Consider the following 18452-nt stretch of genomic DNA (forward strand, 5'->3'; position numbering starts at 1 on the left):
ATATATTCGATTAAAGTTGAATTACTTTCATTTTTGGCACTAGAGATTTCATTACTACCCAAGCAATAAGATACGCTATTGCACAGAAAGAGAAAATAATGAAGTAACCAGCTTCTATGCCTTGAAAGCCCATGAATTTCATTTGGGTTTGCTCGGCGTGGTCAAACAACCAACCAGAAAACTTATTGATGAAAGTAGAGCCTAAGCCACCCGCTAAACCGCCAATACCTGTAACCGTTGCAATGGCGCTTTTAGGGAAACTATCGCCTATGGTAGAGAAAATATTTGCAGACCATGATTGATGCGCTGCGCCAGCAATACCAATTAAAATTACGGGAATCCAGTAGGAAATGTGACCTAAAGGCTGCGTTAATAATGCCAATAGTGGGAAAAAAGCAAAGATTAACATCGCTTTCATGCGACCCTCGTAAGGATTCATTTTCTTTTTATCTACAAAGAAAGATGGCAACCAACCGCCAAAAATAGAGAGTAAGGTAATGGCATAAAGTACAAAAATAGCCAACTGTCCTTGCGTATCAGACGATTTGATGTTATAAACTTCTGATAGGTAAGCCGGCATCCAAAATAAGTAGAACCACCACACACCATCTGTCATAAATTTACCAAACGCAAAAGCCCAAGTTTGTTTATAGCTGAAACACTTACCAAAAGATAATTTTTGATCGTTTCCTGGAAGCGCTTCAACTTGTACTTGTAACTGTTCATCTTGGTTGATGTAGGCAAGCTCTTCTGCGTTTACTTTTCTATTGGTTTCAGGCTTTTTGTAAAGAAAAACCCAAAATCCCATCCAAATGAAACCTAAAGCACCAATGATAATGAACGACATTTCCCAACCATAATATTTTGCAATTACTGGAATACATAATGGCGCTGCCAATGCACCAATGGTTGCTCCTGCATTGAAGATACTTGTTGCAAGCGCTCTATCTTTTTTAGGAAAGTATTCGGCAGTAGCTTTAATTGCAGCCGGGAAGTTACCTGCCTCTCCTACTGCTAAAACAAAACGAGCAAAAATGAACAGCGTTACACTTACACTGATAATGAGTGACACATCATTCACTTTTTCAATCGCATCTTTAGCTCCTTCGAAACCAACAAACCAATCGCCAGTAAGGTAGCCAGCTGTAGCAATACCACAAAAAGCATGTAAAACTGCACCTATTGACCAAATACCAATAGCCCATAAGAAGCCTTTTTTGGTATCCATCCAATCAATAAAACGACCAGCCAAAAGCATACTTATGGCATAGAAAATAGAAAATAAGGCGGTGATATTTCCGTAATCGTTATTAGTCCAATGAAACTCAGGGCTGATAAAATCTTTCCATGTGAGGGAAAGCACCTGGCGATCCAAATAATTGATGGTAGTTGCGAAAAACAACAGAGCGCAAATGGTCCATCTGTATTTACTAGGTTTAACTTGGTTCATTTTGGTTATTTGGTTATGTGGTTAATTGTATAACTTGGTTAACTGTAAAGTGAAAACTGTCAACTGAAAACTTACGCTCTCACTTTATTGATGATTTCAAAAGTCTTTTTCGTTAGCGACTCAATTTTATCGTAGTCGCGTTGTTCAATAATTTGCTTGCTTACCAACTTACTACCCATACCTACGGCGCAAACACCTGCTTTAAACCAACTAGCGATGTTATTCTCTTCGATTTCAACACCACCTGTTGGCACAAATAGCTGACCTTGAAAAAGCTCTCTAATTGAGGAAAGAAAATCGGCGCCTAAAACATTGGCTGGAAACAGTTTAATGATGCCTGCTTGATGTTGCTGAGCCAAATCAATCTCTGTTGGTGTCATACATCCGGGAATCCATAACAAACCTGCTTCATGCGTAAGCTTGGCTACTTCAGGGTTAATTATTGGACAAACAATAAAATCTGCACCCGCAGCAATAAATTCCTTAGCTTGCGCTGCACTTTTGATGGTTCCTATACCGAAAAACAAATCTTGCATTTCAGTTTTTAGCGCTTCTTTAATGAACTTAAAATTAGTTAAAGCAGCAGCGCCTCTGTTGGTATATTCAAAAACACGGACACCACCTTTATATAATGCTCTGATAATTTCTAAGCTGATTTGAGGATCTTCGTAATAAAATAGCGGTAGCAAACCTTGTTGTTGTATCGCTTGAATTGCAGTTTCTTTATTTTTAGTCATTGTCAGCTATAGTTTGGTGAATATCTTGAACGGTAGCGGTGGTGCAATCGCTTGGGATGTACAATTTGTTGTAAGCAGCGGCAGTAGCAAATTCTAAAATCTGCTGAGGTTCGTGCTGGTTGTAGAAGCCGTAAATTAAACCTCCCATGTAGCAATCGCCACTTCCAACGCGATCTAAAATTTGCTCAGACAAATACTCTTTAGACACATGCAATTGATTTGCGGTGTACAGCGTAGTGTAATATCTAATGCCTGCTTTATAGTCGAACCTAAACGTATTGGCTACATGCTTGCATTTTGGAAATTTATTGATGATTTCCTTCGAAGTAATTTCTGCCTGTTTAAGGTAATTCTCTTTAGTATCGATGCTAACGATATCAGCTGGCAAAGTAATGCCAAGCATCTTCTCCGCAGCCCAAATATTGCCCATCACTAAATCGCAATACTCCACTAAACCTGGAATAATATCAATAGGTTCTTTGCCAAATTTCCAAAGTTTAGCTCTATAATTTAAATCTATTGACACCTTAATGCCACGTTCACTTGCCGCTTTAACCGCTTCTAGGCAAACATCAGCTGCATCTTGATTTAAAGCCGGACAAATGGCACTGAAATGAAACCACGAAATATCTTTAAAAATCTCATCCCAGTTTAAAGTTTGAGGCTTTATAGCTGCGAAAGATGAATTAGCTCTGTCGTAAATTACGCCGGCATTTTTCAAATCTTTACCTTTCGGAAGATAATATAATCCCAAGCGGTCGCCGCTCAATTGCATCCGCGACGAATCGATATTACATTTATTAACGTAATTGATGATTTGCTGCGACATAAAATTATCAGGCAAAGCCGAAAAATAGGCCGATGGTACATCCCAAAGGGCCAATGCTGTGGCGACATTTAACTCCGCACCACCAACATAAAAGGGCAATTGATTTTCCGCAAGCCAATTTCCATCCATATCAGGACAGATGCGTAATAATAATTCCCCAAAACTTAAAACTTTCATTTATTTAAGGTAAAAGGCGAAAGGTATAAGGCTTAGATAACTCCACTAAATCTTACCGCTTTCCCCTACTAGGTGATTAAAAATCTGTTACTTAAAAGCTAAAATAGGCTTTTGCGTTGTGATAACAAATATTTTCCACTAATTGGCTAACCAATTTTATATCGTTAGGGATTTCTCCATTTTCTATATCAGTACCAAATAAATCGCACAAAATACGGCGGAAGTACTCGTGACGTGGGAAAGAAAGGAAACTTCTGGAATCTGTTAGCATGCCCACAAACTGACTTAACAAGCCCATGTTAGACAAGGCATTGATCTGCTTTGTCATGCCATCTTTTTGATCCAAGAACCACCAACCAGAGCCCCACTGCACTTTTCCAGCCACTGTTCCATCTTGGTAATTACCAATCATGGTAGCCATCAGTTCATTATCTGCCGGATTTAAGTTGTACAAAATGGTCTTTGTTAGTTTGTTACCAGCGTCTAATTTATTTAAGAACTTAGCCAAAGCTCTGCCTTGAGAAAAATCACCGATGGAATCAAAACCTGTATCAGGACCTAAAGACGACAACAAACGATCATTGTTATTGCGAATAGCACCTAAATGATATTGCTGCACCCATCCTCTTTCGTGATCCCAAAGGGCAAAAGTAAATAGCATTGCCGATTTAAACTTCAGGTTTTCTTGAGGCGTGATTTGTGCTCCACTTCTAATTTTTAGGAAAATTTCAGCTACTTCTTCCTCGGTGTAGTCTTCCGCATAAATTTGCTCTAAACCATGATCCGAAACTGATGCACCATTTTCCACGAAGAAATCATGACGAGATTTTAAAGCCGCTAAGTAGTCTTGGTAATTGGTAATTGGCTTTTGAACGATATCGGCCAATTTATCTACATACTGATTCAATCCAGCAACATCGTCGGCGTTCATCGCCTTATCTGGTCTGAAAGCTGGTAAAACCGTTAAATCAATGCCTTTAGCTTTAATTTGCTGGTGAAATTCCAAGTTATCAAGCGGGTCATCGGTAGTACATAAGGTTTTTACGTTCATCTTTTTCAATAAACCTAAAACGCTATATTCTTTAGTTTGTAGCTTAGCGTTACACTCATCCCAAATCTTTTTCGCGGTTGCTGGCGAAAGTAAATCATGGATATCAAAGTAGCGTTGAAGCTCCAAGTGAGTCCAATGGTATAAAGGATTTCTTAGCGTATAAGGAACAGTTTCAGCCCATTTTTCGAATTTTTCCCAGTCAGAGGCAGCTCCGGTTATATAATATTCATCAATACCAAAAGTACGCATAGCACGCCATTTGTAATGATCACCATAAAGCCAAACCTGCGTAATATTGTCGAACTGTTTATCAGTTGCAATTTGCTCCGGAATCAAGTGATTATGATAATCAATAATAGGCATGTGCTTGGCATATTCATGATATAACACCTTTGCCGTTTCCGTTTGCAATAAAAAATCCTCGTCTAAAAACTTTTTCATTTATACTTTTGGTTGTTTGGTTGTTTGGTTGATTTTTTTTAGTGTATATGCAACCTACAACGTATTACTTTAACTCACTCTAGCGCTTATAATTCCTCCCACAACTGATGCTGAAAAAAATTCAGCATGACGTTATTTTTAAGCCCCTCTCTGCCTTTTACGCATCTCTCCCCAAAGGGAGAGAAAAGCGTTTTGGCATGGTATTGCTTTTTTGTTAGTTTGCTTTATACACCATGTTTACGCCGTTCCTTTGGAAAGGCTGTGGATGCATTTTACACTCCTCCAAAAACAGAGAAGCCTCCATCTACGCAAATCATTGCACCAGTTACAAACTTTGATGCATCACTTAATAACCAAACTAAAGCGCCTTTCAATTCATCTGGATTACCAAAACGTTTAAAAGGAGTTTGATTGATCACCGCCCCACCTCTAGGTGTGTAGCCACCATCGGGTGTGGTTAATAAATTTCTATTTTGTTCGGTTAAAAAGAATCCTGGGGCAAGTGCATTCATTCTGATTTTATCACCATAACGATTAGCCAATTCTACTGCAAACCATTGTGTATAGCAATCAACCGCAGCTTTACCCATGTTATAACCAAGCACTTTAGTAATTGCCCTTTTTGAATTCATTGAAGATATGTTGACAATACTTCCCTTTCCAGTATCGGCAATGGCTTTACCAAACACTTGAGTAGGAATTAATGTACCCCACAAATTCAGGTCTAACACTGTCTTCATGCCGTCCATTTTCATCTCAAAAATGTTATCCTCTGGTTGCAAAACCCCATCAGGCATGTTACCACCTGCGGCATTCACTAAACCATCTACTTTACCAAATTCGGCTATAATTTTTTCGCGAGCAGCAACTAATTGCTCTTCGTTCATGGCGTCTGCAATTAATGCAATTGCTTTACCACCATTTTTATTGATTTCGTCAGCACGTTCGTTAGCTACTTTCTCATTTCTACCTAAAATTCCTACTGCACCGCCTGCTTCTACGATAGCATCAATAAATGCTTTGCCTAAAATTCCTGTACCGCCTGTTACAACGATTACTTTATCTTTTAATGAAAATGATTGTTCCAATTTATTATTCATTTTTACCACAAAGGCACGAAGTACACAAAGATTATATTATGGCTTTAAACCAGTTAGACTTACGAAGTTTTTGAAACTTCGTAAGTCTCATAATTACTTTGTTCTTTATATCCTTATGGTGATTAACTATTATATTGTTTCATTTTAGCACAAAGGTTACGTTATGGCTTTAAACCACTTAGACTTACGAAGTTTTTGAAACTTCGTAAGTCTTTCTTTGTGTCTTGGTGGTTAATTAACTATTATCCTAATCGCATTACTATTGCTTTCGCGAAAAATAGGGACAGCCTGTTCCTCGCAATGACGCACCAGGAAAGTAAATATTATCTCAATTCTGCTACTGAAAATGTGTCCATATCAGCATAATCCAAATTTTCGCCAGCCATACCCCAAATGAAGCTGTAATTTTTGGTTCCAGCTCCAGAGTGAATGCTCCATGACGGCGATAAAACCGCTTCGTGGTTGCCCATTACAATGTGACGCGTTTGTTGTGGCTGTCCCATAAAATGAATTACTCTTTGATCTTCCTCTACGTCGAAATAGAAATAAACTTCCATCCTTCTGTCGTGTGTATGAGGAGGGATCGTATTCCAAATAGAACCTGTGGCTAGCGAAGTTAGTCCCATTACCAACTGACAGCTTTGAATCCCATCTTTGTGGATATAACGAGAAATGGTGCGCTGGTTTGCAGTTTCCAAAGCACCTAAATCAGCCGAGAAAACATCTTTGTGACTAGCAAATGTAGTTGGATAGCTTTGGTGTGCAGGAGCAGATAACGCATAAAAAACAGCAGGATTACCGCTATCTTTACTGCTAAATTCCACCTCCTTAACACCTTTACCTAAATATAGGCAGTCTTTCTTATTTAAATCGTAGCTAGTGCCGTCGGCAACAATGGTTCCTGCGCCACCTACATTGATTACGCCAAGTTCTCTTCTTTCCAAAAAATACTCGGCACGTAAAATATCGTAATTACCTAAATCCACTACGCTGTTTACCGGAGTGATTAATCCAGTGATCATCCTATCGTAGTGTGAGTAGACAAAATTTGCTTTGTCTTTCGCTTTCAAGTCGTCCAACAAAAACCTTTCACGGATTTTTTCGGTGTCGTAACTCTTGAAATCTTCTGAGTGTACTGCTTGTATTTGTTTCATTTTCTATATTTTGTTAGCTACTTGAGGTGGTTTATTCCTCAAAAGCCAAGGTTTGGCTATAAAGATACACCTCGTTTCCAAGGAATAAAATCATCCTGATTTAACAGCACTGCTTTTGGAATTACTTCGCCGCTAGCCGCTTTGATACAGTATTCCAAAATATCCTCTCCCATTTCCTCAATGGTTTTCTCTCCCTCAATCACAGGACCGGTATTGATATCAATGATATCGCCCATGCGTTTGGTTAAAGCATTATTTGTGGCCACTTTAATTACCGGACAAACGGGATTTCCGGTTGGTGTGCCCAATCCGGTAGTGAATAAAATCAAAGTAGCGCCACTTGCAGCTTTACCCGTAGTTGCTTCTACATCGTTACCCGGTGTACAAACTAAATTTAACCCAGGTTTTACCGAAGGTTCAGTATAATCTAACACATCTACAATTGGCGATGTACCGCCTTTTTTGGCAGCGCCATTACTTTTGATGGCATCTGTAATCAATCCATCTTTGATGTTTCCCGGAGATGGATTCATGTGAAATCCAGAACCAGCATTTTCGGCCGCCTGACTGTAAGCGCCCATTAAACGCATGAACTTACGGGCTGATTGCTCTTCAATTGTCCTGTCGATCATGTTTTGCTCGGCACCACAAAGCTCAGGGAATTCAGCGAGCAATACTGTGCCACCTAAAGCTACCAATAAATCAGAGCAGTAGCCAACCGCTGGATTAGCCGAGATACCACTAAATCCGTCGCTGCCACCACACTTTACACCTAAATTCAACTTGCTTAAAGGTGCTGGAGCTCTTTCAATTTTATTAGCCTCAACCAACCCTTCAAAAGTTTTTTTGATGGCTAGGGCAATCATATTTTCTTCGCTTTGCGATTGCTGCTGTTCGAAAATAAATAGCGGTTTATCAAAATTAGAGTTGCGTTCTTTTAAATCGGCAGTGAAATCATGCACTTGCAAATTTTGACAGCCCAAACTTAATACTGTAACTCCCGCTACGTTTGGATGATCTGCATAGGCTGCTAACAACTTACTTAGTACTGCCGCATCTTGCCTGATACCACCACAGCCACCTTGATGGTTTAAAAACTTGATACCATCGATATTTTTGAACAAACGTTCACCAGTTCCCTGTCCAAAAGACAAAGGAGCTTCTAAAGCTGTAACATCGGTGCCATTTTTATAGGCTTCTACTAAATGCCTGGTATAATCTTTATATTTAGCTGTAACTGCATAACCTAGCTCATTGTGCAAGGCTTCCTTAATTACATCAAGATTTCTATTTTCACAAAAAACCGTGGGAATAAACAACCAATAATTGGCCGTTCCTACTTTCCCGTCATTACGGTGATAACCATTAAAGGTTCTACCCTCAAACTTAGAAACATCTGGCGCATGCCACTCATAATGATACGGACGATATTCGTAAGGTGCAGCTGCATGCTTCAAATTGTCGGTGGTCATTCTGGTGCCTAGCTTTACTGGAAACTGAATTTTACCCACCAAGGTACCGTACATGTATACCTCGTCGCCAGCTTGCATGTCTTGTGTATAAAACTTGTGCTTTGCGTCTACATCATCAACTAAGTGATAGTTTACCCCCTGAAAACCTACAATTTGACCTGCTTTTAGATTAGTTAAGGCAACTAAAACATTATCTTTTGGATGTACTTTTAAAACTTGTTGGTTCATTTATATGGTTTTAAGCTGCGCCGACATTGTGTTTGACAAAACTAGCGTGATGCCTTGGGAAACTAAGTCCAAATATAGGCCTTTCACTTCGGCAATAAAGCCAGTCAATTGCGTCAAATCTACGCCCCAAATGTTTTTATCGGCTAATACTTCTTCAACAAAATCGTCTTTAAATGCACTATATTTTTCAAATAAATAAGGTGCAGAGTCATCGTTTAACCGATAACTCGCACCGTTATCCAAACCAAAATATAGATCGTTTTCTTTTCTCTGTGGACGAGAAAAGGCCAAGTAAGCAGCGAAGCCTAAAGCGATATGCGCTGGAACTTGGTTAAATATTTTATAATAATTCGTTAATAAAGGAACAATCCTGATTTTCATTTTCATGGTGTACTGAAAAGCAATGCTGGTCCAGAAATGCTCAATAGTTGGATTGGCAAATCGATCTTTCACGGTATTAGCAAAAGCGTCGGTTTGTTCCTTGCTCACCTCATACGGAATAGCAGGGCCAATTTCTGTAGCCATTAATGTTTCAATGTAGCTGCTCATTAGCTCATTGTTCATGGCATCCTTAACCGTTTCAATACCTAATAAAAATGCAATTCCAGAACTTAAGGTATGCGTACCATTTAATAAACGCACTTTTAACTCCCTATAAATTTCAATGTCTTCGGCAATAACTACACCTTCATCTACCTTTGCGAAGGAAAGCACATCAGCCACTTTTTTACCACCTTCAATCGCCCAAAGACGGTAAGGCTCGGTCATCGACAGTAATGTATCTTGATAACCCAATTCAGCTTGCAATGCATTCGTTGTAGCGTCATCAGGTTTTCCCGGCACAATTCTATCTACTAAAGAGTTGCAAAAAGTATTTGCTTCTGCTAACCATGATATAAATGCTGCATCAAGTTGATTATGTTGCGCTAGTTTTGAAACAATCTGTGCTAACTTAGTCCCATTATCTGGAATTAATTCGGTAGCAACGATCACTAATCCCTTGCTAACATCGCCATTAAAAGCTTGATAACGTTGGTATAAAACTGCTAACAATTTGGCAGGGAAAGATGCCGGTGGATTAGCTTGAATAGATTCTTCTACATATTGGATTCCAACTTCGGTAGTATTTGAAACCACCACTTGCAAATCGTTAGAAGTAGCAATATCTAATATAGACTGCCAGTCTTTCTCAGCGGCAACTACCCTACTGATTGCAGAGGAAATTATATTTTCAGTTACGGGAACGCCGTTTTCTATCCCACGTACGCAAAGGGTATACAGCGAATCTTGTTGATCAAACTCTGCAGTATTACCGCCTGTTGATTTAACCACTACCACACGACCATTAAAAACACCTTGACGATTAGCTTTATCGATGAAATAATCTGGTAATCCACGTAATAAAACGCCAGTTCCAAACTGCAAAACCTTCTCTGGCAATAGGAAGATATCCGAATTGGGAACTACCACATTTTCGGTGGCAATGAACTTCAAATTATCCTTTGATAAAATCATCTCTTTATGCTGCTATTCAAGTTAATGTTAAGCTAATAAAGAGAAAAAGCACCTTTACTAGCATTTGGTCGAAACAATTCTACATAATTTATGCTAGTAAAACCCTGATTTTGGTGCAAATATTTGCGCAATCGTTCCCGATAACGTAGGGCAATAATTCAGTTTTAAAATACAATCATCTCGGCTAAGTATTTTATGCGAATTTTATGAATTTGAATCATTGGTATCGAAGTGGTAAGCTGATTATTTAATGTTAACTGTTTTAATTGCTTCTCTACCAAAAAAGACTGGAAAGTACATCAGCTCTGCTTTTGCCGGATTTAAATTGTAACTACCGCTATAGCGAGGCATTAAATTGATCTCGAATTCATACTTGCCCTGTTTCAATTTTGTGCAGAAAATAGCGGTTTTCTCCTTGAAATATTCGCGGTGTGTTTCAATTCCCCAATAAGCCGTTTCTTTTGATTGATAAGAACAGCCAGCTGGAATTGGTACTTCAATCATCACATAATCTGCATCAGCTTTTACCTCTACACTAACTTTTAATTTAGTTGCTGTTCCGGCTTTCAGAACGTTAGTCGAAATACCGTTTTGCAACAAACTAGTACTTACTTTAAAATCCTTATCTACTTTTTGCGGATTGCTATTTTGAAATTGCTGATAAGCCGTTAAATATACCGGCATTTCTCCTGTTTTATTTATGCTAAACTTGGTATCATTTGTTTCTAACTGATAAGGAAATGATTTTACCTCGTTGCCATTTACCGTAAGTTGTGTTGGCTTGGCCGCAGTTGAGTTTTTCAACAAATATGGTAGCACCGTTTGTAAAATCAGCGATGATTCATAGGTATTTCGCCATTTTCCATCTTTACGTTGTTCTAAAAAATAGTTGATGATTTTTCGAAGTTCCAATTCATGCTTGCCAGATGTTTTTAAAATTTGATAGGCCAGCAAAGTGTTTTGAATGTGGTTATCCCAAAAACCGTTGTTTTGCCCCCAATAAATATTTCCAAACATGGTTTGCTTTTTGATTTCCAACAAACTGTCTATATTAATTTTCAGTCCAGCTAGCTGCTTTAGCTGCATCAATTTCAGCCTATCGTAAAGTGCTGGCTTTGCATTTTTATTGTTCTCTATCAATTTAAGCCAGTCTTTGATTTCAGTTTTACTGTTTAGTAAGTAAATCAATTCAACCACCTTTAATTTGCTGTAGTCTTGTTTTTCTACCATTTGCTTGCGCAGATAATCTTGAAGCCAGTTCTTATTTAGTGCTACTTTAAAACCGTCCTGCTCTGCCATCAGCAACGCTTCAACCACATGCAAACTTATCCAAATTTCTTCCGGACTGTCTTTCCACCATCCCCAGGTTTGCTGATTTTTCTTCGTATCTTCTAACTTCTTAATTAAGCTTCGGATTTCTTTCTCTCTACTGAACGTTTGCTTCAAATAACCTTTCAACTGCTTTTCTAGCAACAATGCCTTCAGTTTGGAAGCCATTTGCTCGTTGCATAGATACTCGTAATTGCGTAGTTGCTCAATTTCATCCATCAATACTGGAAAAAGTGAAGTTTCAGCACGTAAATTCACCTTACCTAATCCACGGTCAAAATTATAAGTTAAAGAAGTATCGGCCAGTAATGCATTAAAATAGCCTTTGGTTTCTTTTACTCCTTTTTCAATTACTGGAATTTTCCTGATTTCACCATCAAAATAGCCGTTGCTCTGATTTAAGGTATATTGAAAGCTCAAACTGTCTTTGCTATTCACTTTAACCGGAACGGTATCAATCAGAGAATTTTTAACAACCACCTCGCTATTTAAGCGCTGTACACCATTTACCATCATACTACGCTGTATTTTTTCTTCTATTGGGGCGTAATTCAAAAGCTTACCTATAATATTGAGGCTATCTCCCCATACTGCAAACTGAGGCGTCGTCAAATTAGCACTTAATGTTTTGAATGATTTTATCTTTAACGTAGTACTTCCGCTTTGCTTCTTACCGTTCATGGCCAATACGCTGGCGTTCCAACTGGTAATGTCATCTGGAAATTTAACCGAAAAAGCTGCGTTACCTTCAGTATTAGTTGTAAGTTGAGGTTTCCAAAAACCTTCATCAGAAAAATTAGTTCGCATGGTTTGTTGCTGCGCTACCAATTCGCCTTTTTCGTTCAAAGCGCTGTTTCCTTTTTTACTTTTAATGATAATTACTCCATTAGCAGCTCTAGCGCCGTAAATAGCTGTTGCACTAGCATCCTTTAATACAACGACATCTGTTAAGTCATCCTTATTTAAACTAGCAAGATCTCCACTATAAGGGACGCCATCAACAATTATCAAAGGCAACTCATTAGCGCTGATGCTGCTGTTGCCTCTTATCCTAATAAGTTGATTCTGCAAACCCGATACGCTTACACCCGCCACTTTTCCAGCTAACACTTGCTCCATCTCGATCCTACTAACGCTACCCGTAAGCGACTGTCTTGATACCGTACCGTATCCCACTACAACGATTTCATTAAGAGCGTTAGCACTTTCTTTCAGATAAATATCCCCTAAATCTCCACTTTTAATGGACAATTTTGTTGATTCAAAACCTATAAATTGTACTAGCAATTTACCTTTATTTGGTGCATCAAGATGAAAGTATCCTTCTGCATCTGTAAAAGCTGCTACAGTAGAACCTACAATTTTAACAGTGGCGCCCGGAATTGCGGTCTTATCGCTTTTAGCTAAAACCCTACCTCTAATTGGGTTTTTAAAACTAGCATAGTCCTGATATTCGTTATTGAAGGTCTCTAAAATTTTACTCGACAGCTTATTATTTTCTCGTTTTAGAGATTTGATGTATTGGTCCAATTCTAAACTTTTACTATCAGCAGGTAGGCGCTTCAAGTCGTTCCACTCGTAGTAATTGATACCGTTTTTCTTCACCTTCAAATCATTTACCAAATAATACGAATTGTCTTTTAGCAAAAACATCAATTTATAGTTCCCTTCCTCCAAGGTAAAATATCTGATATCCCGACCTGGGTAAATATGCATAAAGCTTGGACGCTCTGGTTGATAAATCACTAAATTTTTGAGATACGGAAGCTTGATTAGGCTATCGGAAAGCTTTATCACAAGTTTACCAATGTCCTCGCCAGTTGCCGGCTCATTTTGGAACAAAGTCGTAGTATAGCTCCTAAGGTCCAAATAATCATTCCAAATGCTATCAATCTCTGATTTGCGCAATAGTTGCTGTAAATAATTAGTGTTGCCCAAAGCTGGAGCCGAGGAAAGCAATTTATTGAAAGCGTAGTTACTTTTAAAAGATTTTTGCTTTACTAAACCAGGTAAAAAGGTATAGGTATAACCGCTTTCTCTAATAAAATGATGTGAAAAATCTTCAGTTTGGTAAGTTAACAGGTTTTCTTTGAATGGCCCAAGTAGCAATTCACCTGTAAATGTATTAGGTGGATTTACCAAAACCATATTGTCATCAGTTTTAATGAGCGTTTTGTCATACGGATTGCTACTGTTAGCCACTTTAATCATATACCTATCCAAGTTAGATGCTTCGGCATCACTTAATTCGGTTCTTTCTAAAGTCACCTCAGCTTTTTTATTAGCCAAATTTGAAGCTATACTAAAAATGGTACGCTTGCCATTTACAAAAGTTAATTCCCTCACTATTGCCTTCCTAGACGCAGTACGCAACGTTATTTTATGTGTACCTGGCGTAATTTCAAAAGCATAGCTACTCAATTGATTTACCTTGCTGAAAAATACAGGAACATTATCCACATAGATTACATTCACTGGATCAATTTCACCATTATCAACCACAAATGGGACAAATTGAGTAACACCTTTAGCTGCGTTTTCTGTGATGATGTACAAACTATCGTGGTTGGTAAACTTATAATATTCAATCGTATCAAGTCCCAAAGATTTAGACCATTTAAGCCACGACAATTTAAAACTACCAGTTGCCGACAATTCATCAGCCTCTATCATTTCCTTTAGTTTTCGACTATAATAGGTTTTAGTGAACTTCGGCAAAAACGGTTGTTTGATAGCACCAAATTTTGCAGTTTGCGCATAAGCCGTTAAATCCACGTCAGGCACAGGCAAATTATCGTTATCTGTTACGTTAATTACCATGTTTACTTTTTGTCCGGGATATACCGCATCTGGCGCAACCAATTTCACATTCAGCTCGTTTGGATTATAGAAAAAACTTCCTTGCGAAGTTCTCTCTTTTCCATCCCAGAAATAGCTGATACTTGCCTGTATCGCTTTAGATGGATGGTGTTTAAAGGAGGTGTCTAAACGGGTAGTGTATCCTTTTGCAATTACCTTATTTCCAGAAAAGAGCGTGTACCAAAACGGAATGTAGTGCTCATTAACAACTTTAACATTTGCCAAGTTTTTAGTGTGTAAAGCAGTGATAGACAATTGGGGATTACTATCACTTAAATAATATACTTGCGTTTTTCCACTTCTTTCGATTTCATAAGAGTCAGCACGATAGTCGGCTTTAACTTTGCCAGTATTAATTATAACAGAGTCAATCAGCTCATCATCAACAGTATACCATTTCAACGCAATCGGGAAATTTGCCAAGCTGCCATCTTTAGCTAAGGTGAAATGCAAGCTATCTGCTTTCCAGAGTACTTTAATTCGATCTTCTTCTTCATCTAAATACTTTAGGCTTACGCTATTACTATGACTCTCATTATTGCTATTTAAAAAATCAGCGTGTACTGTCACATCCAAATTCGCTTTAGGGAAGATCTGTTTTGGGAGCGTCAACTTGGTTTCTCCTGTGGGCTCTAAAACCAATTCCTTTTTCCACAAGGTATCTGGCACAAATAATTTATGCTCATTGTAAAGTTTAACATTAGAAGTAACTACCGATAATTGCACCCTTCCATCGGGCACTGTAAGCTCATTTTCATCGGTAGCTTTCATGAAAACAATCACCGAGTCCTGCCTGTAATATTCAGTTTGATTAGCCCTGATATTAAAATTTATGCTTTTAAGTTCGTATTCTTCATATTCAAATTGCCCTTGGATCAGATATTTTTGATCATTCGGATTTTTTCCCGGCTGTAAAAGCCTAACTTGATATTTATCATCAAGGTCTAAATCAAGCGAGTCAGCCAATACAAAGCTATGCGCATATGCGCCATTACGATAAGGCTTTACCATCCCTAGCGATTTTACCTTTTTACCACGATGAAATAGTGCCGCTTCCAAGTCTGGCAATTTGATTTCTCTGCCATTTTTATCAACCATGAAAGCTTTGAATTTCAGCGTATCTAGCGGCTTATATTTGGGTTTGCTAAACACTATGTAACCTTTGGAGGTATTTTGCGATGGCTGCGTAATTTTTCGGTACAAATTCTTAAACGGCATCCAAGTGTAAAATATCGGCCAACCATATAACAATTTCCTACCAAAGCTCCAATTTCTTTTGTAATTGTAAGATTCATGAACTTCTGTAGAAAAGAAATTACTTACTCCGTCGTACTTAACATATAAAAAATCATTTTTTCTATCAAAATTTCCTTCGTACAAGTGTGTATTACGATTGTATTTCAACTTACTTCCCTTCGCCGAAAAAACTGACGCATCGCTAATCAAATTACCTTTCAGGTCTTTAACATATAACTGAAAGTGCTTTTTATCATTAACAAAGGCAATCTCTACATTCTTATTATCCTGCAAACTGAACTCCCATCTATTTTTAATCGGAGTAGCGTATAAGTAATTACCAAAAGGTAAATTATCATGATATTTCTTCGAGATTTGAAAGCTATCAACCAAATGATGCAAATAGCTGTCGTTAATTGCAGATTTACCTTGCTTGGCAATTTCTATCATTTCTCTATCTGTTAATTGATAGATATAGGTGTATTTACCACTTGTGTTACTTGTACTCAGTGAACGTTGGGCGGTGGAACTTAGTGATATGAATGAGAGGAGAAAAGCGAAAAATATAAGATTTATCTTCATAAAAAATGAGGTTTACGATAAAGATACAATTGCTAGCTGTTTTCCATAAAAACAACTGTTAATAAAATTTATATCTTTGGAAAAACGGCTATATATAAACAAAAACAGCCATTTGATAGTTGAAGATCCAGAAAATTCAATTATCACTTTGGGGTGTAATAAATTCTGAAATACAACTTATACTGATATGAACGACGAAATAAAAATACCTCACCTTAGCGCTGAGCAAATCAGGGTTTTGGGTTCTTTAATGGAAAAGGCAAAAACAACGCCTGATTATTACCCGATGACGATGAACGGCTTAGTTGCCGCATGCAATCAAAAAACATCAAGAAAACCTGTGGTAAATTATGATGAGGAAACCATTGGCGCAGCATTGAACTCGTTAAAAATAAGCGGGTTAATTTCTACAGCAACAGGCGGCTCTAGCAGAGCTACCAAATACAAACATAATTTTGCAATTGCTTATCCACTTCTGCCATCAGAAGTTGCGGTGATGTGCCTGCTGTTTTTACGTGGCCCACAAACACCTGGAGAAATCAACACCAACTCCGGCCGATTATATGAATTTGAAACGCTGGAAGAGGTAAACCAGACTTTGGAGAAACTTGCCAACGAAGGTTACGTTAAGCAATTGCCAAAGCGCCCAGGACAGAAAGAACAGCGCTACACGCACTTGTTTAGTGGTGATGTAGAATTAATGGACGAAGATGATGCCACATACGAAACCGTTGGTAAATCTAACCATCAATTGGAAGAACGGGTAGCAAAACTTGAAACTGAATTAGCAGAATTGAAAGAGAATTTCGAAAAGCTAATGAAGGAGCTTTATTAATATTTAGTCGTTAGATTTAGCATTTAGACTGTTCGTGCCTAAATATACTCCTTAAACACTTGCGAAGTTTAAAAATTCGCAAGTGTTATAAAGCCGCTAAACAACTCGTTTAATTACCCTTAACTTGTGCGTATATCTATCTAACTCTGCATTAAAAATCCCTTGATTATCAATTGGATCGATGCGCACTTTACCAGCAGAGTGAATAATTTTATCGTTTCCTAGCATTAAGCCTACGTGGGTAATTTTACCTTCGTCATTATCAAAAAATGCAAGGTCGCCCAACTTTGCCGAAGCCAAGAAATCTACCAACTCACCGTGCTCCACCTGCTGAGAGGCATCTCTCCTTAAGCTAATTCCGCATAGCTTGTAAACGGTTTGCGTAAACCCTGAACAATCTATACCGAAGAAACTACGGCCTCCCCATAGGTAAGGCGAATTCAAAAAGAACTTTGCAGTAGCTTCTACACGATCGTAAAATTCAGCTGCATCTGGAATAAAAGGAGTAGTTTTTACCTCAAAACTATGGTCAGCTAAATAGCAATACCCATCTTGATAAAACGGCAAAGTACTCCCCGGACTTAAATAATAAACTGTTCCAGCATCATCCACTAATCGGTTATCGAAATTAACAGCAGTAACGTATTGATAGCTATGTTCATCGTGATACTGCAGTGAAGTAATTTCCTGTAGTTGTTTATGGTCCATCCAACCTTCGTATTGGTCGTGATGAGTCTTTATAAAACACCATTTCTCCGTTTTTTCGAGCACTAAAACTCTATCACCAAATAACAAGGTCGATACAATTTCGCTCCTGTCTGAAGGTTCACTTCTTAACGGTGCAACGGCTACACGACAAACGTGGTATGGTTCCATATCAATTTAAAATTATTGGCTAAAAATAAGTGAATATGTGATAAATATCAATCTATTTCATGTAAAACACAATAAACTTTATGACACAAGATTTGTTAAATTAGTACAACAAAAACGAAATGCCATGAATTATCAAAGAATTTTAATCGCCGTAGACAATAGCACTAGTGCAGAAAAAGCCGCCAAAGCTGGCTACGACATGGCTTCATTATGCCAAGCGGAAGTAGCATTACTTAACATTGTTGAGCCTGCACCTCCAATTGCAAACCCTGATTTTGGTTTTACGCCTGCCATTATTGAACTTTACGATAACAGCGTTGAAAATAGCCACGTGTTACTGAAAGAGATAGAAAATAAATACGGTAATGGCACTAAAACCACTTATTTATCAGTAATGGACACCGCTACAAACGGAATTTTGCAGCAATCGGAAGAATGGAATGCCGACCTGATTGTACTTGGTACGCATGGACGTACTGGTTTGAACCATTTTTTGATGGGCAGCGTGGCTGAACATGTTGCTAGAAAATCTGCCTGTCCGGTATTAATTGTTCCGAATAAGGCTGATATATAGATTTGGT

Annotated in this window: 12 protein-coding genes; 2 read left to right on the plus strand and 10 right to left on the minus strand. The window is 38.2% G+C overall.

The features are described from left to right. Nucleotides 1-10 precede the first annotated feature (10 nt). The 9 genes from ACY2A0_RS00395 to ACY2A0_RS00435 all read right to left on the minus strand — a co-directional run bounded on the left by ACY2A0_RS00395 (nt 11) and on the right by ACY2A0_RS00435 (nt 16160). Nucleotides 11-1450: an MFS transporter gene (locus tag ACY2A0_RS00395; protein WP_113638886.1), complete on the minus strand. Its 1440-nt coding sequence runs from the start codon at nt 1448-1450 to the stop codon at nt 11-13. Nucleotides 1451-1521: 71 nt separating this feature from the next. Further along, entirely contained in the window at nt 1522-2187 is a 666-nt protein-coding gene (locus ACY2A0_RS00400) for a bifunctional 4-hydroxy-2-oxoglutarate aldolase/2-dehydro-3-deoxy-phosphogluconate aldolase (RefSeq protein WP_461787661.1), read from the minus strand. After that, a complete protein-coding gene (locus ACY2A0_RS00405) occupies nt 2180-3193 on the minus strand; it encodes a PfkB family carbohydrate kinase (RefSeq protein ID WP_461787662.1) in 1014 nt (337 codons plus the stop codon). The genes ACY2A0_RS00400 and ACY2A0_RS00405 overlap by 8 nt, the downstream gene beginning before the upstream one ends. A 91-nt stretch (nt 3194-3284) precedes the next feature. After that, on the minus strand, nt 3285-4685 hold the full coding sequence (uxaC, locus tag ACY2A0_RS00410) for a glucuronate isomerase (protein ID WP_461787663.1): 1401 nt from the start codon (nt 4683-4685) through the stop codon (nt 3285-3287). Between the two features lie 272 nt (nt 4686-4957). Next, nucleotides 4958-5785 carry an SDR family oxidoreductase gene (locus ACY2A0_RS00415; RefSeq protein WP_461787664.1) on the minus strand — a complete coding sequence of 276 codons (828 nt, stop codon included), beginning with the start codon at nt 5783-5785 and terminating at the stop codon, nt 4958-4960. Nucleotides 5786-6108: 323 nt separating this feature from the next. Further along, nucleotides 6109-6939: a 5-dehydro-4-deoxy-D-glucuronate isomerase gene (kduI, locus tag ACY2A0_RS00420; RefSeq protein ID WP_461787665.1), complete on the minus strand. Its 831-nt coding sequence runs from the start codon at nt 6937-6939 to the stop codon at nt 6109-6111. Between the two features lie 56 nt (nt 6940-6995). Further along, complete coding sequence (locus tag ACY2A0_RS00425) at nt 6996-8639, minus strand: UxaA family hydrolase (protein ID WP_461787666.1); 1644 nt, start codon at nt 8637-8639, stop codon at nt 6996-6998. Beyond that, nucleotides 8640-10154, minus strand: a complete 1515-nt coding sequence (locus ACY2A0_RS00430) for a tagaturonate reductase (protein WP_461787667.1) — start codon at nt 10152-10154, stop codon at nt 8640-8642. Between the two features lie 243 nt (nt 10155-10397). Continuing rightward, nucleotides 10398-16160, minus strand: coding sequence for a carboxypeptidase-like regulatory domain-containing protein (locus ACY2A0_RS00435; protein WP_461791200.1), 5763 nt, complete (start codon nt 16158-16160; stop codon nt 10398-10400). A 187-nt stretch (nt 16161-16347) separates the two neighbouring features. On the opposite strand from ACY2A0_RS00435, the gene ACY2A0_RS00440 reads away from it, so the two are divergent. After that, entirely contained in the window at nt 16348-16995 is a 648-nt protein-coding gene (locus ACY2A0_RS00440) for a YceH family protein (RefSeq protein WP_461787669.1), read from the plus strand. A 96-nt stretch (nt 16996-17091) separates the two neighbouring features. Here the strand turns inward: ACY2A0_RS00440 and ACY2A0_RS00445 are convergent, their stop codons facing one another. After that, nucleotides 17092-17871, minus strand: a complete 780-nt coding sequence (locus ACY2A0_RS00445; protein ID WP_461787670.1) for a C40 family peptidase — start codon at nt 17869-17871, stop codon at nt 17092-17094. A 124-nt stretch (nt 17872-17995) separates the two neighbouring features. On the opposite strand from ACY2A0_RS00445, the gene ACY2A0_RS00450 reads away from it, so the two are divergent. Beyond that, a complete protein-coding gene (locus tag ACY2A0_RS00450) occupies nt 17996-18445 on the plus strand; it encodes a universal stress protein (protein WP_461787671.1) in 450 nt (149 codons plus the stop codon). Nucleotides 18446-18452: the final 7 nt, after the last annotated feature.

Source organism: Pedobacter sp. (assembly GCF_965249885.1).
Lineage (GTDB): Bacteria > Bacteroidota > Bacteroidia > Sphingobacteriales > Sphingobacteriaceae > Pedobacter.

What these genes read in the sequence shown, in the direction of transcription:
- kduI (WP_461787665.1), bottom strand. Translation starts at nt 6,939, where the DNA reads ATGAAACAAATACAAGCAGTACACTCAGAAGATTTCAAGAGTTACGAC.
- ACY2A0_RS00405 (WP_461787662.1), bottom strand. Translation starts at nt 3,193, where the DNA reads ATGAAAGTTTTAAGTTTTGGGGAATTATTATTACGCATCTGTCCTGAT.
- ACY2A0_RS00440 (WP_461787669.1), top strand. Translation starts at nt 16,348, where the DNA reads ATGAACGACGAAATAAAAATACCTCACCTTAGCGCTGAGCAAATCAGG.
- ACY2A0_RS00400 (WP_461787661.1), bottom strand. Translation starts at nt 2,187, where the DNA reads ATGACTAAAAATAAAGAAACTGCAATTCAAGCGATACAACAACAAGGT.
- ACY2A0_RS00425 (WP_461787666.1), bottom strand. Translation starts at nt 8,639, where the DNA reads ATGAACCAACAAGTTTTAAAAGTACATCCAAAAGATAATGTTTTAGTT.
- ACY2A0_RS00445 (WP_461787670.1), bottom strand. Translation starts at nt 17,871, where the DNA reads ATGGAACCATACCACGTTTGTCGTGTAGCCGTTGCACCGTTAAGAAGT.
- uxaC (WP_461787663.1), bottom strand. Translation starts at nt 4,685, where the DNA reads ATGAAAAAGTTTTTAGACGAGGATTTTTTATTGCAAACGGAAACGGCA.
- ACY2A0_RS00395 (WP_113638886.1), bottom strand. Translation starts at nt 1,450, where the DNA reads ATGAACCAAGTTAAACCTAGTAAATACAGATGGACCATTTGCGCTCTG.
- ACY2A0_RS00450 (WP_461787671.1), top strand. Translation starts at nt 17,996, where the DNA reads ATGAATTATCAAAGAATTTTAATCGCCGTAGACAATAGCACTAGTGCA.
- ACY2A0_RS00435 (WP_461791200.1), bottom strand. Translation starts at nt 16,160, where the DNA reads ATGAAGATAAATCTTATATTTTTCGCTTTTCTCCTCTCATTCATATCA.
- ACY2A0_RS00415 (WP_461787664.1), bottom strand. Translation starts at nt 5,785, where the DNA reads ATGAATAATAAATTGGAACAATCATTTTCATTAAAAGATAAAGTAATC.
- ACY2A0_RS00430 (WP_461787667.1), bottom strand. Translation starts at nt 10,154, where the DNA reads ATGATTTTATCAAAGGATAATTTGAAGTTCATTGCCACCGAAAATGTG.